The sequence below is a fragment of the Janthinobacterium sp. SUN033 genome, from assembly GCF_030397595.1.
GTDB classification, from domain to species: domain Bacteria; phylum Pseudomonadota; class Gammaproteobacteria; order Burkholderiales; family Burkholderiaceae_D; genus Janthinobacterium; species Janthinobacterium kumbetense.
On sequence record NZ_JAPQNV010000005.1, the window covers coordinates 73738 to 96818 of the forward strand.

Consider the following 23081-nt stretch of genomic DNA (forward strand, 5'->3'; position numbering starts at 1 on the left):
TCCGCACACTTAAACGAGAATCACATGAACAAGAAATTATTGGTGCTGGCCGTCGCCATCACCGTGGCTTACCCCTGCGCGCGGGCGCAGCAACTTGACCACGCCATCGACACTGTCGTCGTTTCCGGTTCGCGCGCGCAAGCGTGGCTGTCCGAGACGCCACAGGCCATCGGCGTCGTCAATGCCACAACCCTGGAACGCGACAAGCCCAAGACCATGGGCGATATCCTCAACCGCATCGCCGGCGTGTACTGGAATGACCTGGGCAACGAACAGCACAGCATGAGCATCCGCCAGCCCATCGGCACGAATGCCGTCTACCAGTACCTGGAAGACGGCATTCCCATCCGCCCGCTGGGCGTCTTCAACCATAACTCGCTCAACGAGATGAACATGGCGGGCGCCAGCGGCGTGGAAGTGGTGAAGGGCGCCGCCTCGTCGCTGTACGGCAGCAATGCCGTCGGCGGCGCCGTCAATTTCCTCACGGCCGGCGCCAGCGTGACACCCACGGCAAGCGTGGGCGTGCGGCGCGATAACGTGGGCGGCTACACCCGCTACGACACTTCCGCCAGCGATACCTGGGGGCCGCTGGGACTGCGCTTTTCCCACTACAGTTCGCGCCGTTCGCGCGACAACTGGCAAGAGTACAGCTACGGCGACAAGGATTCGTTCTCGCTGCGCGCCGACTATGCGCTCAGTTCCACCTCGCAGCTGCGCGCCACCATCGTCCACACGGATCTCGATGCGGCGATGACGGGCAGCCTGTTCGAGAACGACTACCGCAATGACCCCGGCAAGAGCCTGAACACGTTTACCTACCGTAAGGACAAGACCACGCGCATGAATCTGGCGTGGGAGGGCGCGACGACGGCCAATGGCACGAGCACCGTCACCGTGTTTACACGCAAGAACGACCATGGGCAGGTTCCCGCGTATTCCATCGGCAGCTGCGCAGGCATGCTGTGCAAGGGCGTCATCAACAATAACCATGTTGATTCGCTGGGGCTGGACGTGAAGCACCAGCAGGAATTCGCCGGGCTGCGTTCGCGCCTGATCGCCGGCGTGTATGTGGACAAGAGCGACAATCCCTTTGTCAGCGATAACCTGTCCATCGTGCGCGATGCCGCCACGGGCCGCTACCTGCGCTACACGCTGGCCAATGCCAGCAATCCGCAGGGCGTGCGCGACTACCAGACGGATATCCTCAATACTGCCGTTTTCGCGCAATGGGAATTTTCTCCGCTGGCGGGCACGCGCGTGGTGCTGGGCGGCCGTTCGGACGCCATCCGCTACGATTACCATAACAAGCTGGCGCCCGGCGGCAGCGTCAATTATGGCGCGCCCGACGAGTCGCGCAGCTTTTCGCACGTGAGCCCGAAGCTGGGCGCCACCTATGCCATCGGCCATGCGGGCAGCGCGTATGCGAACGTCAGCCAGGGTTTTACGCCGCCCGAGGTGAGCCAGCTGTATGGCAAGACGGGCATCGCCGACTTGCAGCCGTCCGTCTACAACAACTATGAACTGGGCTTACGCTGGGCGTTCCTGCAGGGCCGTTTGAAACTCGATACGGCCCTGTACCGGCTCGATGGGCGCGACACCATCGTCAGCTACACGCTCTCGCCCGGCAACAGCGAAAACCGCAATGCGGGGCGCACGCGCAGCGAAGGCCTGGAGCTGGGCCTGAACTACGACAGCGGCCCCTTCGACGCGCGCTTCGCCACGGCCATCGCGCGGCACCGCTACCTGCGCTACCAGGTATCCGCCAGCCTCGATTACAGCGGGCGCGACATGCCGCAGGCGCCGCGCGACATCACCTCGATCGAGATCGGCTACAAGCCCGTGGCCGGGGCGCGTATCGCGCTTGAAGCCGTGCACCAGGGGCGCTACTGGATGAACAATGCCAACACGGTGGAGTACAAGGGCCACGCCTTGCTGAACCTGCGCGCCAGTTACCAGCTCGCGCGCGGGCTGGAAGCGTGGGCGCAGGTGCGCAACATGGCCGACAAACGCTATGCCGATTCGGCCAGCAGCAGTTATGCGGGCACGGGCAGCTATGCGCCGAACAGCCAGAACCAGTACACGCCCGGCGCGCCGCGCAGCGTGATGCTGGGCCTGTCCTACACCTACAACGCCCTGTGAGGATGGCCATGGACGATTTCATCTTTCTCATCGCCCGGCGTAAGAGCCTGTACTGGCGCATCCACTTCTGGGCCGCGCTGATCGCTTCACCGTTTGCCCTGGTGGCTACCCTGACGGGCATTTTGTACGTATTCACGCCGCAGATCGAGGCAAGGCTGTACCAGCACCTCGACCATGTGGCGCCGCAGGGCGCCATGCTGCCGCTGGATGCCGCCGTGGCGGCGGCCGAACGGGCGGCGCCGCGTGGCTGGGCGGTGCAGCACGTGGTGCCGCCGTTTCAGCAGGATGACGCGGTGCAGGTGGCGTTCGCGCCGCCCGGCGGCGCGCAGGATGAACATGCGGGCCATGGCGGACATGCCGCGCCGGCCACGCCCGCCAGGCCGAAGTTCGGCCTGCCCGCGCAAGCCGTCGTCGTGTATGTGAACCCCTATGATGCGCGTGTGCTGGGCCGCCTGGCCAGCAGTGAACGCTTCGGCAACTGGGCGAAAAAGCTGCATTCGCGTCTGCTGCAAAACGATGGCTGGCGCTGGATGATCGAGCTGGCGGCCAGCTGGCTGGTGGTGATGCTGGTGACGGGTGTGGTCCTGTGGTGGCCGCGCGGCGCGCAATCGGGCTTGCCGAAGCGGGGTGCGCGCGGGCGCAATGGCTGGCGCCAGTGGCATGCTTTTCTTGGCGTGGCGCTCGGCATCGTCAGTGTCGTCATCCTGACGACGGGGCTGACGTGGAGCCAGCAGGCGGGCGGGCGCATCCGCGCGCTGCGCGACGTCAGCGGCCAGGCGCCGCCGCCCGTGCCACGCGGCCTGCACTCAACGGAGGAGGGCGCCCCGCTCGACTGGCAGGATGCGTGGCAGGTGGCGCGCAGCCATGCGCCCGCCATCGCCGTGCAATTGACGGCGCCCGTCAGCCAGGACGATGTGTGGCGCGCCACCATGGCCGACCGCAGTCAGCCCACCTTGCGCTTCGACCTGCAATTCGACGCCTACAGCGGCAAGCCTTTGTACTATGCGGGGTGGGAGGCGCAGACGGCGTTCGGCAAGGCCACGGCCATCGGCATCCCCTTCCACCGGGGCGAATTCGGCTGGTGGAATCAGGCGCTGTTGCTCGTGTTCGGTGCCAGCGTGCTGTTCTCGCTCGTATCGGGCTGGGTGATGTTCTTCAAGCGGCGCCTGCCAGGTTCGCTGGGCTTGCCCAAGCTGCTGCCGGGCGCCTGGACGTCGCCCTCGGCCCTGGCCTGGCTGACAGCGGCGGGCATGTGCGCGCTGATGCCGCTGCTGCTCCTGTCCGGCAGCCTGCTGGTGCTGCTGGAGCTGGGACTGGCGCGCCATGGCCGCCGGCGCCGGCTTGCGCGATGACGGACCATATGGCCTGGCGCTGACTGGGCTAGAATGCAAGGGCGCTGCCCGGCTCGTTGCCATGGGCCGCCCCTTGCATAGGCTGAACCATGGTATTCATCGATTTTCCCGCCTTGTCCGCACTGGCCGCCGCGTCGGCTGCGGTTAGCCAGAAATGCAGCTGCTGCGCCGTTCCGTTGGACGCCTGGCAGCGCCTTCCCACCTCGCTGGAGCTGGACCGCTTCGAAGAAATCGGCACCCTGCGCGAAGATCCGTACGAGGAACCGACGTTTGACGAGTATCACCCGCACGGCACGCGCTACGACAGCGTGGACGCGCCCATCGCGCCGCGCTACTATCCCGCCAATCTGAGCCAGGTAGCACGCTGCCTCAATTGCGGCCGCCACTACCTGCGCTACAACGAGGCGGGCGGCTATTTCACGGAACTGCGCATCCGCGCGCTGCGCCCGGCATTGCTGGCCGACGCGCCGCTATCTGCCTGAGGGCTACAGGCTTTCCTTGACGTGCGCGATGCCGTGTTCATCATAGATCGAGTACACGGCAGCGAGGAGATTGTCCAGTTCCGGCGAGCGGTCCATGTGCCGCATGCTGAATAAAATGGGCGAGAACGCATGCTTGTCGTCCAGCTTGCGGTACACGACGTTCCGGTGATGCATGGCCTGCACGCTTTCCGGCACAATGGAGATGCCCTGGCCGGCCGCCACCAGTCCCATGGAAATCTGCAGTTCGCGCACTTCCGTGACGGGGCCGGGCGTGACATTGCCCTCGCTGAACATGGCCAGCACCTGGTCGGCGAAGCTGGGGCGGGGCGCTTTCGGATACACGAGCAGGGTTTCGTGGATCAGATCCGTCAGGCGCAACCCGCCTTCCCCCTTGGCCAGCCGGTGGCCGGGTGGCAGGGCCACCACCAGCCGCTCCTCGCGCAGCAGGATGCGGCGAATGCTGGGGTCTTCGCTTTTCAGGCGCCCGAAACCCACGTCGATGCGGCCTTCCTTCAGGGCCTTGATTTGCTCCACCGTCGTCATTTCATGCAGGGTCACGTCGACCGCGGGATGGCGCTCGCAATAGCGGTGCACGACGTCGGGCAATTCCCCGTACAGGGTCGAGGCGACGAAGCCGATCGACAGCGTGCGTTCCAGCTTGCCGATGCGCTGGGTCATCGCCTTCAGGTCGCGCACCTGGTCGAGCAGCGGGCGGGCGTGGGCGAGGAAAAATTCGCCCGCTTCCGTCAGCCGCAAGGGCCGCGAGCCTTTCTCGATCAGCGCCACGCCCAGGGTTTCTTCCAGCTGCTGCATCTGCCGGCTCAGTGGCGGCTGCGCGATATGCAGGCGCGCGGCGGCCCGCGTGAAGTTTCTTTCCTCTGCCACCGCCACGAAGTAGCGCAAGTGCCGTAATTCCATCTGCATACCTTTCAGGTATAGGTTTGATACCAACTCGGTGTTGGACGTGGGGACATTCGGGGAATATCGTGTCTCCACTCCACAGAATTATACGGAATAAATATGATTCAAAATATCGAGACCTACTTGGTCGATGTGCCAACCATCCGTCCGCACAAGCTGTCCGTCGCCACCATGAATACGCAAACCCTGGTGCTGGTACGGCTGCGCTGCGCCGATGGCATCACGGGCTGGGGCGAAGCGACCACCATCGGCGGCTTGAGCTACGGCGGCGAAAGCCCGGAAAGCATCAAGACGAATATCGATACCTACATCGCGCCGCTGCTGGTCGGCATGGAAGCGAGCGCAGTGGCCAAGGCCATGGCCAGGGTGCGCAAGGTCATCCAGGGCAACCGCTTTGCCAAGTGCGCGATCGAGACGGCGCTGCTGGACGCGCAGGCGCGCCGCCTGAATGTGCCGCTGTCGGAATTGCTGGGCGGCCGCGTGCGCGATGCGCTGCCCGTGGCCTGGGTGCTGGCCAGCGGCGATACCGCGCGCGATATCGCCGAAGGGGAAAAAATGCTGGAATTGCGCCGCCACCGCATCTTCAAGCTGAAGATCGGCTTGCGCGACGTGATGGACGACGTGGCCCACGTGCTGGAAATCAAGCGGGCGCTGGGTGAACGGGCCAGCGTGCGCGTCGACGTCAACCAGGCCTGGAGCGAGACGGACGCCGTGCGCGGCATCGCCGCGCTGGAAGCGGGCGGCATCGACCTGATCGAGCAGCCCGTCAAGGCGGGCAACCGCGCCGCGCTGGCGCGCCTGACGCAGCGCTTCGACGTGGCCATCATGGCCGATGAAGCCTTGCACGGTCCCGCCGACGCACTGGCGCTGGCCCAGGCCGATGCGGCCGACGTGTATGCGGTGAAGATCACCCAGTCGGGCGGCTTGCTGCCGGCGCTGGAAGTGGCCACCGTGGCCCGCCTGGCCGGCGTTGGCCTGTACGGCGGCACCATGCTCGAAGGCGGCGTCGGCACGGCCGCCACGGCCCATGTCTGCTCGACCTTTGCCGAACTGGCCTGGGGCACGGAGCTGTTCGGGCCACTGCTGCTGACGCAGGAAGTCTTGCGCGAGCCGCTCGTGTACCGCGACTTCATGCTGCAAGTGCCGACAGGCCCGGGCCTGGGCGTCGAGATCGATATGGACAAACTACGCACCATGCAGCGCGCCTGAAGACGCCTATCAAAACCTACTGCGCGTCGTGATTTACGGTCTGCGATGCTCACTGTACCTTCGTACAGTTGCGCTTCTCGACCGCAACTCTCTTCCGCTCGCTACGGTTTTGTTAGGCGTTGTAAGTGCCTATAAAAATCTTAAGGAGACACCATGTTATTCCATGTACGCATGAACGTGAACCTGCCAATGAGCATGCCCGCCGAGCAGGCAGCGCAGCTGAAACAGACGGAAAAGGAACTGGCGCAGCGCCTGCAGCACGAGGGCAAGTGGCGCCACCTGTGGCGCATCGCCGGCCAGTACGCCAACATCAGCGTCTTCGATGTGGACAGCGTGGACGAGTTGCACAACTTGCTCACCTCCTTGCCGCTGTTCCCCTACATGCAGATCGACGTGATGCCGCTGTGCCGCCATCCATCGTCGGTGCGCGACGGCGATGCCTGACCCGCAGAGCGAAGGATACATGCGATGAAACACACGGATACCGGAATTGTCGTGACCACCTGGAACGGGGACGATACGCTGCTGCATTACCGCACTGATGGCGAGCGGGGCAAACCATGTCTGCTGCTGTCGAATTCCCTGGGCACGGACCTGTCCATGTGGGATGTCCAGACGGCGGACCTGGCCAGCGACTTCTATGTCGTGCGCTACGATACGCGCGGCCATGGCCGCTCGGCCAGCGGCGGCGCGCCGTTCGGCATCGAGCGCCTGGGCCTGGACGTGGTGGCGCTGCTCGACCACCTGGATATCGCCCGTGCCGCGTTCTGCGGCATTTCCATGGGCGGCTTGACGGGCCAGTGGCTGGGCATTCACCAGCCGCAGCGCTTGACGAAGCTCGTGCTGGCGAATACGGCGGCGCGCATCGGCACGGCCGACGCCTGGCTGACGCGCGCGGCGCAGGTGCGCCGCGACGGCATGGCCACGGTGGCCGATGGCGCGGCCGCGCGCTGGTTTACGTCAGCCTTCATCGCGCGTGAAGCGGCCACGGTGGCGCGCATGATCGCCACCCTGCGCGGACAGGATGCCGAAGGCTACGCGGCCTGCTGCGCAGCGCTGGCACAGGCGGACTTGCGCGCGCAGGTGGCCACGATTGCGGTGCCGACCCTGGTCATCGCCGGCGAGCACGATCCCGTCACCACGGTGGACGATGCGCGCTGGCTGCAGCGGCAGGTGGCAGGTGCACAGCTGGCCCAGGTGCCCGCGTCGCATTTGTCGAATGTCGAGGCGGCGCAGGCCTTCACGGCGCAGCTGCACGCCTTTGTATCGTCGCCGGCAGGGTAAGATTTCGCTTTGCCCCTGAGCACCGCCACCGGCAAAGACCGGCACGCGGCAGGGGAAGCTTTTTTGAAAAAATAATAAGAAAAAAAGCAAACTTGGAGTAGACAGATGGAAAACAGATTGATCATCATCGCGGCGGTCACGGTGGGCTATTTCGCCCTCATGTCGTACATTACGTATAGCGTGCGCAAGCATGCCAACAGCGCCGAGGGCATGACGGCGGGCGGACGCAACTATCCCGCTTACCTGATCGGCGCGCTGCTATTGTCGGAATTCATCGGCAGTTCCGTCAGCATCGGCACCGCCCAGAAGGGCTATGAACTGGGCATTTCGGCCGCCTGGAACCTGGTGGCGCTGTCGCTGGGCTTTTTGCTGTTGGCCATCGTGCTGGTGAAAAAATACAAGGAAAGCGGGCAATCGACGATTTCCGGCATCCTGGCGCAAACGTACGGCGAACCCGTGCGCTATGCGGCATCCATCCTTACCATCGTCGCGCTGAGCATCGTTGCCGTGGCCCTGTATGCGAGCGGCGGCGCCGTGCTGGCGGCTGTGCTGCACATCAACAAGACGGTGGCTATTTTGCTGGTGGGCGCCATCACCGTGATCTATGTCAGCCTGGGCGGCATGCGCTCGGTGGTGTACACCAATTTCGCCCACTCCATCGTCAAATACCTGGGCGTGATCCTGGCGCTGGCGTATGCGCTGGAAGCAACCGGCGGCATCGGCGCGCTTCAGGCGCAGCTGCCGGCCAAGATGTTCAACTGGGTCGAGATCGGCTGGGGCCAGATCATCGCGTGGATGATCGGCGGCATCGGTTCCATCTTCGCCACGCAATACGTGATCCAGGCCCTCGTCAGCACGGATAACCCGGCCGTGGCCAAGCGCGCCTGCTATTACGTGTCTTCGTTGATGATTCCGTTCGGCCTGATGGCCGCGCTGATCGGCATGTGCAGCGCCGTGTTGTATCCGGGCATGAAGTCGATCGACGCCTTCCCGACCCTGATCGCCCACATGCCGGCGTTTTCCGCCAGCATCATGATCGTCGGCCTGGCCGGCGCCCTGTTCGGCGGCATTTCCGCCACCACCCTGGCATCGGCCACCCTGGCCATGAAGGATTTTTATGATCCCTGGTACAACAAGGCGAAGAACGACGCGAAATCGCTGATGTTCCTGCGCATCGCCATCGTCGTGGCCGGCTTGCTGCCGCTGGTGCTGGCGCTGTATGCGGAAAAGCTGCTGATGATCGCCTTCCTCGGCAAGGCCCTGCGCGCCACCCTGGCCGTGCTGGTGCTGATGGCTTTCTATGCGCCGAAATTCGGCACGCCGCGCGGCGCCTTTGTCGGCGTGATCGTCTCGGTGATCGCCACCATCGGCTGGTTTCTGGCAGGCAATCCCTACGGCGTCGACAGTTCCTACCTGGCGCTGGCTGGTCCGCTGCTGACCATGGGCATCAGCCATCTGTTCAAGCCGGCGCAAGCCGTGGCGAAGCCGGTATCGTCGTCACGGCTCTAGGTCAGACCAGCCCCGTCAGGTAATACAGGGCAATGACGAGGAACACGGCCACCGTCTTGATGACGGTGATGCCGAAAATGTCGCGGTAGGACTGGCGGTGCGTGAGGCCCGTGACGGCCAGCAAGGTGATCACGGCGCCATTGTGCGGCAAGGTATCCATGCCGCCGCTGGCCATGGCCACCACGCGGTGCATCACTTCCAGCGGAATATGCGCCTGTTGCGCGGCCTGGATGAAACTGTCCGACATGGCGGCCAGCGCGATGCTCATGCCGCCCGAGGCCGATCCAGTAATGCCGGCCAGGGTCGTCACGGACACGGCCGCGTTGACGAGGGGATCGGGTACGCTGCGCAAGGTGTTGCTGACGGCAAGAAAGCCGGGCAGGGCGGCAATGACGCCGCCAAAGCCATATTCGGAGGCCGTATTCATGGCCGCCAGCAAGGCGCCGCCCACGGCCGCCTTGGTGCCTTCCGCAAAGGCGGCGCGGATGCGCCCGAAAGCCGTCACGCAGACCAGCAAGATACCCAGCAACAAGGCGCCTTCCACGGCCCAGATACCTGTCACGGACGCGATCGACGTGGTCACGGGCGCATGCAGCCCTGGCAATGCCTCGGCGGTGAGCGAGTAGCTGGCGCCGTACCAGTGGGGAATCAGCCGGGTCAGCGCAAAGTTGGCCACCCCCACCAGCACCAGAGGCGCTACCGACAGCAACGGATGGGGCAGGTCGCCCGTGTCGGCCGTGGCCTTTTCGGCCTCGGCCCCATAGCCTTCGCCCGTCGCCATGACGGAACGGCGGCGCCATTCGAGGAAAGCCAGCCCCATGATCACCGTCAGTACGGCGCCGATGGTGCCCAGCCACGGCGCGGCCCAGCCCGTCGTATTGAAAAAGGTGGTGGGGATGATGTTCTGGATCTGCGGCGTGCCGGGCAAGGTATCCATGGTGAACGAGAACGCGCCCAGGGCGATGGCGCCCGGCATCAGCCGCTTGGGGATATTGCTTTGGCGATACAGCTCGGCCGCAAACGGATACACGGCGAACACCACCACGAACAGCGACACGCCACCATAGGTCAGGGCCGCGCACACGGCAACGATCACGGCATTCGCGCGCGAACTGCCGATGTAGCGGATGGCGGCCACGACGATGGACTGGGAAAAACCGGACAGTTCGATGAGTTTGCCGAACACGGCGCCGAGCAAGAAGACGGGGAAATACAGCTTGATGAAGCCCACCATCTTTTCCATGAAGATGCCGCTGAAGACGGCCGGCACGGCCGACGGATCGGTCAGCAGTACGGCGCCCAGCGCGGCGACGGGCGCAAACAGGATTACGCTGTAGCCGCGGTAGGCGGCCAGCATCAGGAAGGCCAATGCGGCCAGAACTATCAGGAAAGACATCGGTCAGGCCCTTGCGCGGAAAGTGATCAGGATACTAATGATGTAATTAGTATCATACTTCTCGGCAAGACACCAACGCGCAGGTCAAGGTGCAAGCAGTTGATGCAGGCGCAGCAAGGAGAAAGGGCTGGTCGGGGTGAGAGGATTCGAACCTCCGGCCTCTGCGTCCCGAACGCAGCGCTCTACCAGGCTGAGCCACACCCCGCTTTTCTTCATTACAGCAGATGGCGGAACGGGTTTCAAGCGGTTGCATCAAAGCTTATTTCTTTTCCTGCTGCGCCTTCCTGATGTCCGCTTCGCTCACTTTCTTGGCTGGCGCGTTCGTCGCCGGCGAGACAGGGGCCTTGCGGGTGGCGTTCGCTTGCGCCATGACGGCGGCGCAGTCCGTGTCGGGCGCCTTGTCGACGTTGACGAGTGGCAGCAGGGCGGCCAGGGGCGTGACGACGGTGGCCAGGGCCACGGCGGCGCCCGCTTTCAGGGCCAGCGGGCCTTTTTGCGGACCCACGTCCGGGTTCTTGAACGTGCCTTTCGCGTACAGCGGCGTGCGCAGGGTGATGATGCGGGCGCCCTTGGTGCGCGGGCGCACGTCGAGGTCCAGGGTTTCGTGGGCCAGGTTGACGTTGCCCGTGACATTCACGACGGCTGTGTCCGTATCGAGCACGAAGCGGCGCACGTCGGCCTGGCCGTTCGTGACGGCGAAGTCGCTGGCCATGCAATTGAGGTGCACTTGCTTGTCGCCAAAGATTTTCACGAAGACGGCGTTGGCCAGGTTCAGGCCGGCCAGTTCCAGCATGAATTGGCTGACGGAGCCTTCGCTGACGGTGGCCGCCAGTTCGCCATTCGCGCTGGCCAGCATGGCCGAGACGGAGTTGCCGTGGCCCGTCAGCGCCGCGTCGCCATACACTTCGCCGAAACTCGCTTGCATCGATTGCAGCTTGGGAAACAGTTCGCGAATTTTGAGGTGACGTGCCGCCACCTTGGCTTGCGCGGCGATGGTCTTTTGACGGCCGTCGAGCGTGATATTCGAGGTGATGTCGCCGCCGGCCATGCCGAAGTTGAGCGGCGTCAAACTCAACACCTTGTCTTTCATGTGGATATGGGCGACGATATCGTTGAACGGAATGTCGTGCGTGCGCACCAGTTTCTTGCCCGTGAATTTTACGTCGGCATCGAGCGCATTCCATTTTGCCGTGTTGAATTGTTCCACCGGCAAGGCTTTGTTGTCGGGTTGCACGGGCGCCTTGCCGCGCGCCTGTTTCTGCGCATTGCTGTCGGCGCCGATGGTGGGCCCCAGGTCTTCCAGACGCAATTGCTGCGACGTCACTTCACCGCGCAGCAGGGGACGCGGCTGGCGCGGCAAGTATTGCAGGGTGCCGGCCAGGTCGCTCTGGCCCACCGTGCCCTTGAAGTCTTGATAGGTCCAGTTCCAGGTGGCGCCGTCTTTCTTGCCCAGCAAGCGTCCCTTGGTGGCGTAGTCCGGCGTTTCCGGCAGCAGCACGCCCGTCAGCGGATACAGATCGGCCATGCTGGCGCCGGCCAGGCTCAGCTGCAAATCGATGCCGGACAAGGAGCGCGGGTCCGTCAGGGTACCGTCGATGCTGGCCTTGTTCTTGCCCAGCACGGCATGTGCCTGCACGGGATAAACGGTGTTGTTATCGGTCAAGGACAGCACGGCGCCCGCCTTGCCGCCGCCCGTCACGGGCGCCTTGCGGTAGCTGCCGCCCAGGGTGAATGCGATGCCGTATTTCTGCACGGGCGCGCTGCCTGGCGCATCGCCCGGCGTCGCGTCGGGCGCCGTCGAGCTCACCTTGGCGCGCACGTCCAGCGCGATGCCCTCGTCCAGATAACGGATGGCGCCGTCGCCGAAGGCCATGCGCTGGATTTCCACGTCCCATGCCGAAGGGCCGTTATCCTTGAAGGTCCAGCTGTTGCTGCCATCGGCGCGCCGCTGCAGGGCGATGTTCGGCGTGTCGAGCGCCAGGTCCGTCAGCACTACCTTGTGCTGTAGCAAGGGTAATGGATGGAGGGCCACGTCGATGCGTTTCGCGCTGGCCAGTTGCGGGCCGGCCGTGACCCAGTCCGGGTTGCTCATGCGCACGTCCTGCGCGCTGATGATGGGCCGCGGCACGTAGCGGCGCCAGCCGGGCTCCGTTTTCAGCCCTTGTTTCCATTTCACCTGCAAATCGCCGCCGATGACGAAGGTACGGCCCGTGCTTTCCGACACCTTCTCGTTGATGTAGGGGCGCGCGCGGTTCCAGTCGAAGGTCAGCACAAAGATGACCACGATGGCGACCAGGGCCAGCAGGGCGGCCAGGCTCCAGCCGAGGATTTTCAGGGGTGTCGAGCGTGTCATGGGATGCCGATCGCAGTGATTTTTTCATCAAGGTAGACCGATAGGCCATGAAAGTCGGTGCGCTAGGTTACGTAAGATAGGTAGCCAAGGCGTGTGGCTTGAAAAGATTCAATAATTCGACTATTATTGAAATATGGAAAATACACAGCAAATAGCGAGCGGAGCGACACCGCTGACGAGCACTTCCGCCATCGTGGCCCTGGCCGCGCTGGCACAGGAATCGCGGCTGGCCGTGTTCCGCCTGCTGGTGCAAGCGGGGCCGCAAGGCATGGCGGCGACGAAAATCGCCGAAGCGCTGGCCATTGCGCCCTCGTCGCTGTCGTTTCACTTGAAAGAACTGGCGCACGCCAATCTGGTAACGGCAAGCAAGGCGGGCCGTTCCATCATCTATGCGGCCAACTATGCGGGCATGAACGGCTTGCTGGCCTTTTTGACCGAGAACTGCTGCGCTGGCGCGCCTTGCTGCGTCAGCGAACCACATTTACTGAAGGACATCACGACATGACGATCACGATTTACCACAACACGGCGTGCGGCACCTCGCGCAATACCCTGGCCCTGATCCGCAACACGGGCGTCGAACCCGTCATCATCGATTACGTCAAGCATCCGCCTTCGCGCGAGGAATTGGTCGACCTGATCGCCCGCGCCGGCCTGACCGTACGCGCCGTCATGCGCGACAAGGGCGCCCTGTACGACGAGCTGGGCCTGGCCAATCCGGATTTGCCCGATGCGGCCCTGCTCGACGCTATGCAAGCCCATCCTATCTTGATCAACCGCCCCATCGTCGTCACGGAACTGGGCGTGCGCCTGTGCCGGCCGTCGGAAAAAGTGCTGGAAATCCTGCCGCTGCCGCAGCAGGGCGCATTTGCCAAGGAAGACGGCCAGGCCGTGGTGGGCGCCGATGGCAAGCCGGTGGCCTGAGATGGCAGACCTTGCCAACGAGCTGCCGAACATCAGCGCCGCGCACCTGGACGTGCCGGACCTGGACAAGCTGGCGCCGGCCAGCGTGTCCACCCACGCGCCGCGTATCTTGCTGCTGTACGGTTCCTTGCGCGAGCGCTCGTACAGCAAGCTGCTGACCCTGGAAGCGGAGCGCATCCTGCGTCACTTCGGCGCCGACACGCGCGTGTTCGACCCGCACGGCTTGCCCATGGTCGACAGCGTGTCGCCCGAGCATCCGAAAGTGCAAGAGTTGCGGGCGCTGTCGCTGTGGTCGGAAGGGCAAGTCTGGTGCAGCCCCGAGCGGCACGGCGCCGTCACGGGTGTCTTTAAGTCGCAGATCGACTGGCTGCCGCTGGAAACGGGCAGCGTGCGGCCCACGCAGGGGCGAACCCTTGCTGTGATGCAAGTGTCCGGTGGTTCGCAATCGTTCAACGCCGTCAACGGCTTGCGCGTGCTGGGACGCTGGATGCGCATGGTCACCATTCCGAACCAGTCTTCCGTTGCCAAGGCGTACCAGGAATTCGACGATGACGGCCGCATGAAGCCGTCGCCGTATTACGAGCGCCTGGTCGACGTGATGGAGGAGCTGTACAAATTCACCCTGCTGGTGCGCGACCGCCGCGATTACCTGGGCAGCCGCTACAGCGAGCGGCTGGAAGCGGCGCCGGCCATCGTGCAGGAATTGGCGGGCGCGGCGATGGCGCACGAGCGCACGTAGCTTTTCTGCAGTGCATAAAAAACGGCGCCATCGGCGCCGTTGTCTTTGCTGTAGCGCAAATCGCGATCAGTGATTGCGGTCCACGGCAAACGAGCACAGTTGCAGCATGGATTGCTTGTAGACGCTGTCCGGCCAGCCGGCGATGGCATCGGCGGCGCGCTGGCCGGCGATTTCCGCCTGCTTGCGCGTGTAGTCGAGGGCGCCGCTGCTGGTGATGGCCGTCAGGACGGCGTCGAAATGCTGTTCGTCGCCTTGCTCGATGCAGCTGCGCACCAGTTCGCGTTGCTCTGGCGTACCGTTTTCCATCAGCCAGATCAGCGGCATGGTCGGTTTGCCTTCGCGCAAGTCGTCGCCCACGTTCTTGCCGATTTCGGCAGCGTCGCCTGCATAGTCGAGCACGTCGTCGATCAGCTGGAAAGCCGTGCCCAGCGAGCGGCCGTATTCGGCAGCCGCTTCGATATCGTCTTCGCTGGCGCCGGCGATCAGGGCGCCCAGTTGCGCCGACGCTTCGAACAGCTTGGCCGTCTTCGAGCGGATGACGTTCAGGTAGCTGTCTTGCGTCACGTCCGGATCGTGCATGTTCAGCAACTGCAGCACTTCGCCTTCGGCGATCACGTTGGTGGCGTCGGACAGGATTTGCATGACGCGCATATTATTCAGCGACACCATCAGCTGGAACGAGCGCGAGTGCAGGAAATCGCCCACCAGCACGGAGGCGGCATTGCCGAACAGGGCGTTGGCCGTCTGGCGTCCGCGGCGCATCGACGATTCGTCGACGACGTCGTCGTGCAGCAGGGTGGCGGTATGGATGAATTCGACCACGGCGGCCAGTTCATGGTGCGCCGTGCCGCGATAGGCGTGGGCATTGGCCACCAGCAAGATCAGCACGGGACGGATGCGTTTGCCGCCTGCGCTGATGATGTATTCAGCGATCTGGTTGATCAGAATCACATCGGAGTGCAACTTTTGGCGGATCACCGTATTGACTGCGTCCATATCGGCGGCAATCGTTTGCACGATGGTGTTTTGGTTAACGTGTTTGTTAGCGTCAGACAAGGCGAACCTGCATTAGATTGTGGGTGCCGCGATTATACGACAAGGCTTGCGCGTGCGTGATGTTTGCCTATGACTGTAGAGCAATTGATTGATCTGCTTGGCACTGGCGCGCGTTTTGCTGTCCGCCTGGCGCAAGCCTGACATGATGGTCAGGTTGTCGACATACCACGATCGTCAAGCTTTGTGAATACTTTTTGACGCAATTTCTCAGTCCGTGTATAATCGCTGGTTCCCCCTGTTGTGCACGGCTTGCTTTTCATGGCAGTGGGACAAATTCTTTCAACATTTGATGAGGTTTCAAATCATGTACGCGGTCATAAAAACCGGTGGCAAACAATACAAAGTTGTCGCTGGCGAAAAACTTAAAGTAGAACAGATACCGGCAGACATTGGTTCCGAAATCACCATCGATCAAGTGCTCGCAGTAGGCGCGGGCGACAGCATCAAGTTTGGTGCTCCATTGGTCGAAGGTGCAACGGTACTGGTTACGGTTGTGGCGCATGGTCGCCATGATAAGGTCAAAATTTTCAAGATGCGTCGTCGTAAGCACTACCAAAAGCATCAAGGCCATCGCCAGAATTTTACCGAAATCCAAATCGTTTCGATCAACGGCTAATCGCCGCTGTTTGAATTAATCAGCTATCAAGGAGTCTTAAATGGCACATAAAAAAGGCGGCGGCACAACGCGAAACGGCCGTGATTCAGAATCAAAACGTCTGGGCGTTAAAGTCTACGGCGGCCAAGCTATCAATGCTGGCGGCATCATCATTCGTCAACGCGGCACCCCAGTGCGCGCCGGCGAAGGCGTAGGCATGGGCAAGGACCACACGTTGTTCGCGCTGATCGCGGGCAAAGTGAAGTTCGTTGTCAAAGGTGCTGGCTCGAAGCAATTCGTGACCGTTGTACCAAACGAAGCAGTACCAGCGTAATTCATCGCGGAGCGCCAGTTCGCTCCGCCATGATCGCATGATGTAAGGCGCAAGCCTTCAATCGAAAGGCTCTGCCCAAGGTAGAGCCTTTTTAGTTTTATGGCGGCAAAATTATGAAGTTTATCGACGAAGCAAAAATCGAAGTCATCGCGGGCGATGGCGGCAACGGCTGCGCATCTTTCTGCCGTGAAAAATTCCGGCCTTTCGGCGGTCCCGATGGCGGCGATGGCGGCAAGGGCGGGTCCATCTGGGCTGTCGCCGACCGCAATATCAACACGCTCGTCGATTTCCGTTTCTCCAAAATGCACAAGGCTCGCAATGGCGAGCCTGGCCGTGGCGCAGATTGCTATGGCAAGGGCGCGGATGACATCCACCTGCGCATGCCTGTGGGCACCTTGATCATCGACAACGCGAGCGGCGAAATCCTGGCCGATTTGACCGAACACGGCCAGATCGAATTGCTGGCCAAGGGCGGCGAAGGCGGCTGGGGTAATATCCACTTCAAGTCCTCGACCAACCGCGCGCCACGCCAAAAAGGCGAGGGCAAGGAAGGCGAACGCCGCGAACTGCGCCTGGAACTGAAAGTTCTGGCCGACGTGGGCCTGCTGGGCATGCCGAACGCCGGCAAGTCGACCTTCATTTCGGCCGTCTCGAACGCGCGCCCGAAAATTGCCGATTATCCATTTACCACCCTGCACCCGAACCTGGGCGTGGTGCGCGTGTCGCACGAGAAGAGCTTTGTGATCGCCGATATTCCCGGCTTGATCGAAGGCGCTTCCGAAGGCGCGGGCCTGGGCCATCAATTCCTGCGTCACTTGCAGCGTACGGGTCTGCTGTTGCACATCGTCGACCTGGCGCCGTTCGAAACCAACGTCGATCCTGTCAAGGAAGCCAAGGCGCTGGTGAAGGAATTGAAGAAGTACGACGAGTCGCTGGTCGACAAGCCGCGCTGGCTGGTGTTGAACAAGCTCGACATGGTGCCGGAAGAAGAGCGCAAGAAGATCGTCAAGGACTTCCTCAAGCGTTTCGCCTGGAAAGGTCCCGTCTTCGAGATTTCCGCGCTGAACCATCAGGGTTGCCCGGAACTGGTGAATGCGATTTACCAGCATCTGGAAGCGAAGAAACACAGCGAAAGCCGTGCCGAAGAAACGCAGATGACCGAAGAAGCACGCGGTATCTCGTCGATCGACCCGGATGATCCGCGTTTCAAGATCCTCGACTAAGGCTTTACCCTGATGTCGGTACAGACGGCCGCTGCCGCGCCAGCGCGCAAGCAAGCGTGGCAGCGCCGTGTATTGCATCTGATCGCGTATGCTTACGGGCTGAGCGCGGTCGCCTGCCTGTTGTTCGCCGATGAAATGGCGGCCGGCATGGGCATCTTCCTCAATGGCGTCAATGGCTACAGCCAGTTCTACGCCACGCATGTCGGTGTCTGGGGCGCTACCGCGCTCCTGGCACTGTTCGCGGCACGGCAGGGCGAACCGCCTGTGCTCGGCGATATCACAGCAATGTTGGTCCTGGCGCAGCCCGCCGGCCGTCTGTTCGCGGCCATCAGCTTCGGCTTGCCCCAGGGTTTTGTGTTGTTCATGTGCGCAATGGAGCTGACGGCGGGGCTGGCCTTGCTGCTGCTGCGTCCTGCGCGCTGACGTCTATTAAGTGAAGAGCGCCGCCCCATGGATTCCGTGATTCAAAAAGCTACCCGTATCATCATCAAAGTCGGCTCTTCGCTGGTCACCAACGATGGCCGCGGGCTCGACCATGCCGCCATCGCGCGCTGGGCTGCGCAGATTTCCGGCTTGCGCGCCCTGGGCAAGGAAGTGGTGCTCGTCAGCTCCGGCGCCATCGCCGAAGGCATGCTGCGCCTCGGTTTCGAGCAGCGCCCCACCGATATCCACGAATTGCAGGCCTGCGCCGCCGTCGGCCAGATGGGCCTGGCGCAAATCTATGAAAGCAGCTTCCGTGCCCACAGCCTCGGCACGGCGCAAGTGCTGCTCACGCATGCCGACCTGGCCGACCGCGAACGCTACCTGAATGCCCGCTCCACCCTGACGACCCTGCTGCGCCTGGGCGTGGTGCCGATCATCAATGAAAACGACACCGTCGTCACCGATGAGATCAAGTTCGGCGACAACGATACCCTGGGCGCCCTGGTCGCCAACCTGATCGAAGCCGATGCGCTCGTCATCCTGACGGACCAGCACGGCCTGTTCTCGGCCGACCCGCGCAAGGACCCGACCGCCTACCTGATCACGCAAGGCATCGCCGGCGATCCGGCCCTGGAAGCGATGGCCGGCGGCGCCGGCAGCAGCCTGGGCCGTGGCGGCATGCTGACGAAAATCCTCGCCGCCAAGCGCGCCGCCAAGTCCGGCGCGCACACCATCATCGCCTGGGGCCGCGACAGCGACGTGCTCAGCCGCCTCGCCCAGGGCGAAGCGATCGGCACGGAGTTACTGGCGCAAACGGGGCAATTGACGGCGCGTAAGCAGTGGATGGCCGATCATCTGCACACGGCCGGTGCCGTCGTGCTGGACGCGGGCGCCGTGCAAAAGCTGCGCCAGGAAGGCAAGTCCCTGCTGCCGATCGGCGTGACGGGCGTGAACGGCGAATTCGGCCGCGGCGCCGTCATCACCTGCGTCGACGTGGATGGCGCGCCCGTGGCGCGCGGCTTGTCCAACTACACGAGCGGCGAAGCGCGCCGCATCATGCGCAAGCCGTCCACCGAAATCGAAGCGATTCTCGGTTACATGGAAGGCCATGAACTGATCCACCGCGACAATATGGTGTTGCTGTAAGCGATAACGGGGCCGATGCCTGCATCGGTCCCGGCCTACAGTTGCCCGTAACGAAATCCCATTCCCAGCGCCAGCGGCCATTTCAGCCACAGCAGCAGCAGCAGTCCCCCATACCATAGCGTGAAGAGCCCGTGCACGAGCGGCGCTGGCAGGTAGCGCAAGAGAAATTGGTACACCTTAACTCCCAGGTAACAGTGGTGCGAACAGCACCGTCAGGCAAGACCAGGCCGTTTGCAGGTCCGGCGTCGACGTCAGCGCGAAGCTCAGTATGACAAATTGCAAGGTCAAAAACCAGCTGAAGACACGCCACAGGGCATAGCGGCGCAACTGCTCCGCCCATGGCATGTGCTTGCCCCACAGATGGACGATGGCCAGGCCGGCACCGTGAAACAGACCCCAGGCGAGGTAGCGCGGCGACAGTTCATGCCACAAGCCCAGCACGATCATGCTGCCCAGGCTGGCAAACAGGTATTGCCGCGTGCGCGTCAGGATGGGCCGGAAAACGAAATCGCGGCACCATTCCGACACCGTGATGTGCCAGCGCCGCCAGAAGTCAGGCAGATTACGGGCAGCAAAAGGAAAGTTGAAATTTTCCGGCACGCGTATGCCCAGCAGCGCGGCGAAGCCGATGGCAATATCACAATAGCCCGAGAATTGCCAGTACAGGTTCAAGCCATAACCGAGCAAGGGCAGATAGGCATCGAGCCAGGCGTAACCGGTCGACAGGTTCAGGTTGTTGAGCTTGAAAGTGAGTATGTATCCCGCCAACAAAACCACTTTGCAATAGCCGTACAGCATGCGCTGCAGTGCTGGCGAGGCGAGTTGGCTGTCCCAGCGCGCGCGCAGTAGTTCCATGCGGAAGGCATCGTAACGCTGGATCGGGCCGACGGCCAGGGTGGGCGGGAAGAGCAGATAGCCCAGGGTCATGCCGGCGCGGCCATCGCGCGCGATGCCGCCCCCATGCTCGGCGATCAGGTGCCAGGCTTTCAGCGAGACGAAGGCGTAGCCCAGGTAGGCGGCGATGCCATGGCCGGCTTTCGCGTACTGGTAAGCCAGAAAGGCGAGCAAGACACCCGTCAGGCCCAGCGTCTGCATCTGGGCCGGGCGCCGCCATCGGGGGCCGCAGATGAAGGCCAGCCATGCCAGCAATGCACCCCAGGCCGCCATGCTGGCCCAGCCATCATGCCATAGCAGCGCGCCGCCTGTGGCCACCAGCAGCCAGGGGCGCCAGGCCACTGGCAAACGCCAGTAAAGCACGACCAGAACAAGCATGCACAGCATGCCAAAAATTGTCAGCCACACCATGTCAACCCCTGTCCCGCAACTGCCGTAACTGGGTTTGCCACCAGGGAGCGAACTGACGCGCGCCCTGCGTGTTCAGATGGCTGGCGTCGCAATAAAGGTTTTGTTCGGTGAGTGCGGGCGAGGCTAGATAGATGATGTTTTGGCTCGCAGGCAGCAATGCTTGCAAGCGCCGCTGCCAGTCTGTCTTTTGTTGCGCCGTCTGTTGTTCAATCAGCAATGATCGCCTCACATCGAGCAGTATCACCCGCACGCCCCGTTGCGCCAGCGTGGCAATGTTGTTGATCAGTGCAGCATCGAAGGTGCTCTGTCGATACAGATTTTGTAGTTCGGCAGCATGCTGCCGTATTTGTGACGCGCTTAATTTCTTCAGCTCCGGGCCGCAGGTAAATGCAAGTTCCTGATCATTGCGCTCCCAGTATGGCGGTGGCGAGGCAAGTTTGCCAGCGGTGAGCAATGAAGCAGCTTGCTTGCCCCAGTGCCAGACATCTTCGCGTAGTTGATCCATTGTCGCGTTGCCATCATCTGGCAAGAACAGGTTCTGTTCGAGGACCAGCACCTCCGGTGGGCGGCTGCCAAGGGTGGCGAGGCTCGATTGCAAGTAGCCGATACCTGCGCCGCCTTTCGTCATCCGCATCCAGGCGATGTCCGGCAGCTCGGCACGCTGCACATTGGCTGTTTGCGGGGTGGCGGCATGGAGCAGGGACGAACCCAGCGCCAGCACGCGCCATTTCCCTTCTGGCCTGGGCGCGTCGAGAAACGTTTTCGTCTGGCCTGCAATCGTATTGTCGTAGCGTGGGCCGGGCACATGACGCAGCAGCATGCATAGTCCGACCACGCCAGCTGCCAGCGCCGCACTGTATGGCCAGATGCGCAGAGGAAGTACGTTCGCCATCTCAGCGCGTCAGCCGCTTGATCAGTTGCACGGTGGCGTCCATGGTTTCCATATGCACTACATCCGATGGACTCAGACGCACCTTGAACAGCGTTTCCAGGCCGATCACGAAGTTGATATGTGCCAGCGAATCCCAGCCTGGCGTATTGGCGGGGCCTGAATCCCCCTTCAGCGCACTTGCCGGTAAATTGAACAGGTCCGCGGCCAGCGCAAAAATGTCTGCCTGCTGATCGCCGTGGGCGCTTGCTTCCTTGGGCGCAAGCGATAGCGCGTGCTGCAACTGTGCCGTGATGACCTTGCCTGATGGCGTGCGCGGCAATTGGCCGGTAAAACTAATGCGTTTCGGCAATTCGTGTGCACCCAGATGTTGGGCGCAATGCAGCAGCAGTTGCTGGTTGTCCGCCTCCATGCCAGGGCGCAATACTACGCAGGCGACGGGGATTTCGCCCCACGTCGGGTCAGGCAAGGCGACGGTCGCCGCTTCCAGTACGGCCGGGTGTTGCATCAGTACGCCATTGATGGCTTCCGGCGACAGATTGTAGCCGCCACAAATGATCACGTCCTTGATGCGCCCCGTGATCCAGTACACGCCATCGCTGTCGCGCCGTGCCAGGTCACCCGTATGCAGCCAGCCATTGCGCAGGACGGCAGCGGTCGCTTGCGGATTGTCCAGGTAGCCCTGCATCAGGTTGGCACCTTGCAGGCACAGTTCTCCGGCCTCGTCGCAGCCGGCCTCGCTGCCATCGTCTCGCAAGATTTTTGCCAGCATGTCGCGCGGCATGCCCACGCTGCCGATCTTGTGGCTGGCCGCGTCCGGTCCCGCATATAGTCCGCAGGTTCCCGTTTCGCTCAAGCCGTAGGTATTGATGAGCTTTACATTGAAACATTGGCTGAAGCTGGTCCAGGTAGCCGCGCTCAAGGGGGCGCTGCAGGAAACGGCGAAGCGGAAATGGCCATTCTCGAAGTTTTCCGCCAGGTGGGCGCCATATTGCTGCATCAGGGCCAATGCCGTGGGCGCGGCGATCAGGTGCGTGACTTGTTCGCGGTAGATCGCAATCAGGATGCTCTCGATGGCGACAATGCTGAATGGCGCAGGACGCACCAGGGTACAGCCGCGTTGATAAGCCAGCAGCACGCCTTGCACCAGGCCATCGGCATGCGATAGCGGCATCAGGTTCAGCAGGCGTGATGCGGGCGTCAGCGCGTAATGTTCGCCGATCGTCTGCAAATGCGCGAGCAGGGCGGGCCAGTGCATTTCCACGCCTTTCGGACGGGCCGTACTGCCGGAGGTGAACACGACATAGGCAGGCCCCTCCTGTCTTGCCGGCGGCAACGGTGCCGGTGCGGGAGCGGACAGCAGGCCAGGCCAGTTGTCCAGGTCGGCTGGCGCCCGCCGTCCCAGCAGCTTGTTCAGCAGCAAACCCTTGGCCTGGACAGTGCCGACGCGTATCTGCTGCGCCGGCAGAGGGACACCCTCGGCGCGCCACAGGTCGATGGCGTCCGCATCGGCAATGACGCCATCGATATGCGTATGCTGCAGTAAATCCCTGACTTGCCGCACCGAGGTTCCCGGATCGAGCAGCAGGGGAATCGCGCCGGCCCGCATGCAGCCGAGCAACAAGGGCGCATAGGCCAGATCGTCGCGCACCATCAGCAGCACGCGTTTATTGTGCAGTTCGCTGCTGATCAGCCGGGCAGCCACTTGCAGGATTTGTTCCTCCAGATGGCTATGCGACAAAGACTTGGGGCCGATCAGGAATGGCGTATTCGCAGGTGTGGGACGAGTCTGAAACATGGTG

At 62.7% G+C, this 23081-nt stretch carries 22 protein-coding genes and 1 tRNA gene; 15 read left to right on the forward strand and 8 right to left on the reverse strand.

The window, feature by feature from the left end; genetic code table 11:
* Positions 1-24 precede the first annotated feature (24 nt).
* From OX460_RS21030 to OX460_RS21040, 3 genes are all read left to right on the forward strand, one after another.
* Positions 25-2139, forward strand: coding sequence for a TonB-dependent receptor (locus OX460_RS21030; RefSeq protein ID WP_289899819.1), 2115 nt, complete (start codon positions 25-27; stop codon positions 2137-2139).
* A gap of 8 nt (positions 2140-2147) precedes the next feature.
* On the forward strand, positions 2148-3491 hold the full coding sequence (locus OX460_RS21035; RefSeq protein WP_289899820.1) for a PepSY-associated TM helix domain-containing protein: 1344 nt from the start codon (positions 2148-2150) through the stop codon (positions 3489-3491).
* An 89-nt stretch (positions 3492-3580) separates the two neighbouring features.
* Entirely contained in the window at positions 3581-3973 is a 393-nt protein-coding gene (locus OX460_RS21040) for a hypothetical protein (protein WP_289899821.1), read from the forward strand.
* A gap of 3 nt (positions 3974-3976) precedes the next feature.
* Here the strand turns inward: OX460_RS21040 and OX460_RS21045 are convergent, their stop codons facing one another.
* Positions 3977-4891 carry a LysR family transcriptional regulator gene (locus OX460_RS21045; RefSeq protein ID WP_289899822.1) on the reverse strand — a complete coding sequence of 305 codons (915 nt, stop codon included), beginning with the start codon at positions 4889-4891 and terminating at the stop codon, positions 3977-3979.
* A gap of 102 nt (positions 4892-4993) precedes the next feature.
* On the opposite strand from OX460_RS21045, the gene OX460_RS21050 reads away from it, so the two are divergent.
* From OX460_RS21050 to OX460_RS21065, 4 genes are all read left to right on the forward strand, one after another.
* Positions 4994-6103 (forward strand): muconate/chloromuconate family cycloisomerase, encoded by a 1110-nt coding sequence (locus tag OX460_RS21050; protein WP_289899823.1) that lies wholly within the window; start codon positions 4994-4996, stop codon positions 6101-6103.
* A gap of 153 nt (positions 6104-6256) precedes the next feature.
* On the forward strand, positions 6257-6547 hold the full coding sequence (gene catC, locus OX460_RS21055) for a muconolactone Delta-isomerase (protein ID WP_289899824.1): 291 nt from the start codon (positions 6257-6259) through the stop codon (positions 6545-6547).
* Between the two features lie 24 nt (positions 6548-6571).
* Entirely contained in the window at positions 6572-7387 is an 816-nt protein-coding gene (gene pcaD / locus OX460_RS21060) for a 3-oxoadipate enol-lactonase (RefSeq protein WP_289899825.1), read from the forward strand.
* Between the two features lie 105 nt (positions 7388-7492).
* The gene (locus OX460_RS21065) at positions 7493-8896 is read left to right on the forward strand and encodes a sodium:solute symporter family protein (protein WP_289899826.1); all 1404 of its coding nucleotides are present in this window, start codon (positions 7493-7495) and stop codon (positions 8894-8896) included.
* A gap of 1 nt (position 8897) precedes the next feature.
* Here OX460_RS21065 and OX460_RS21070 read toward each other — a convergent pair whose 3' ends face one another.
* From OX460_RS21070 to OX460_RS21080, 3 genes are all read right to left on the reverse strand, one after another.
* Positions 8898-10292 (reverse strand): GntP family permease, encoded by a 1395-nt coding sequence (locus OX460_RS21070; protein ID WP_289899827.1) that lies wholly within the window; start codon positions 10290-10292, stop codon positions 8898-8900.
* A gap of 128 nt (positions 10293-10420) precedes the next feature.
* Positions 10421-10497, reverse strand: a tRNA-Pro gene (locus tag OX460_RS21075).
* Between the two features lie 54 nt (positions 10498-10551).
* Positions 10552-12645, reverse strand: a complete 2094-nt coding sequence (locus tag OX460_RS21080; RefSeq protein WP_289899828.1) for an AsmA family protein — start codon at positions 12643-12645, stop codon at positions 10552-10554.
* Positions 12646-12778: 133 nt separating this feature from the next.
* Between OX460_RS21080 and OX460_RS21085 the strand changes: the two genes are divergently transcribed.
* From OX460_RS21085 to arsH, 3 genes are read left to right on the forward strand one after another with little or no spacing between them, the layout of a single operon-like run.
* Positions 12779-13150, forward strand: coding sequence for a metalloregulator ArsR/SmtB family transcription factor (locus OX460_RS21085; protein WP_289899829.1), 372 nt, complete (start codon positions 12779-12781; stop codon positions 13148-13150).
* Positions 13147-13569, forward strand: coding sequence for an arsenate reductase (glutaredoxin) (gene arsC, locus OX460_RS21090; RefSeq protein ID WP_289899830.1), 423 nt, complete (start codon positions 13147-13149; stop codon positions 13567-13569). The genes OX460_RS21085 and arsC overlap by 4 nt, the downstream gene beginning before the upstream one ends.
* A 1-nt stretch (position 13570) precedes the next feature.
* Positions 13571-14308 carry an arsenical resistance protein ArsH gene (gene arsH / locus OX460_RS21095; RefSeq protein ID WP_099665333.1) on the forward strand — a complete coding sequence of 246 codons (738 nt, stop codon included), beginning with the start codon at positions 13571-13573 and terminating at the stop codon, positions 14306-14308.
* A 66-nt stretch (positions 14309-14374) separates the two neighbouring features.
* Here arsH and ispB read toward each other — a convergent pair whose 3' ends face one another.
* On the reverse strand, positions 14375-15364 hold the full coding sequence (gene ispB / locus OX460_RS21100) for an octaprenyl diphosphate synthase (protein WP_099395339.1): 990 nt from the start codon (positions 15362-15364) through the stop codon (positions 14375-14377).
* A gap of 304 nt (positions 15365-15668) precedes the next feature.
* On the opposite strand from ispB, the gene rplU reads away from it, so the two are divergent.
* From rplU to proB, 5 genes are all read left to right on the forward strand, one after another.
* Complete coding sequence (gene rplU / locus OX460_RS21105) at positions 15669-15980, forward strand: 50S ribosomal protein L21 (RefSeq protein ID WP_034754730.1); 312 nt, start codon at positions 15669-15671, stop codon at positions 15978-15980.
* Positions 15981-16020: 40 nt separating this feature from the next.
* The gene (gene rpmA, locus OX460_RS21110) at positions 16021-16293 is read left to right on the forward strand and encodes a 50S ribosomal protein L27 (protein ID WP_070219281.1); all 273 of its coding nucleotides are present in this window, start codon (positions 16021-16023) and stop codon (positions 16291-16293) included.
* Positions 16294-16406: 113 nt separating this feature from the next.
* Entirely contained in the window at positions 16407-17516 is a 1110-nt protein-coding gene (gene obgE / locus OX460_RS21115; RefSeq protein ID WP_077400162.1) for a GTPase ObgE, read from the forward strand.
* Positions 17517-17528: 12 nt separating this feature from the next.
* Complete coding sequence (locus OX460_RS21120; protein WP_035825091.1) at positions 17529-17939, forward strand: hypothetical protein; 411 nt, start codon at positions 17529-17531, stop codon at positions 17937-17939.
* A gap of 27 nt (positions 17940-17966) precedes the next feature.
* Complete coding sequence (proB, locus tag OX460_RS21125) at positions 17967-19085, forward strand: glutamate 5-kinase (protein WP_289899831.1); 1119 nt, start codon at positions 17967-17969, stop codon at positions 19083-19085.
* Between the two features lie 177 nt (positions 19086-19262).
* Here the strand turns inward: proB and OX460_RS21130 are convergent, their stop codons facing one another.
* The 3 genes from OX460_RS21130 to OX460_RS21140 are packed head-to-tail and all read right to left on the reverse strand — an operon-like array spanning position 19263 to position 23077.
* Entirely contained in the window at positions 19263-20357 is a 1095-nt protein-coding gene (locus tag OX460_RS21130) for an MBOAT family O-acyltransferase (protein ID WP_289899832.1), read from the reverse strand.
* Between the two features lie 34 nt (positions 20358-20391).
* Entirely contained in the window at positions 20392-21282 is an 891-nt protein-coding gene (locus tag OX460_RS21135; RefSeq protein ID WP_289899833.1) for a hypothetical protein, read from the reverse strand.
* Position 21283: 1 nt separating this feature from the next.
* Positions 21284-23077 (reverse strand): AMP-binding protein, encoded by a 1794-nt coding sequence (locus OX460_RS21140; protein WP_289899834.1) that lies wholly within the window; start codon positions 23075-23077, stop codon positions 21284-21286.
* Positions 23078-23081 lie beyond the last annotated feature (4 nt).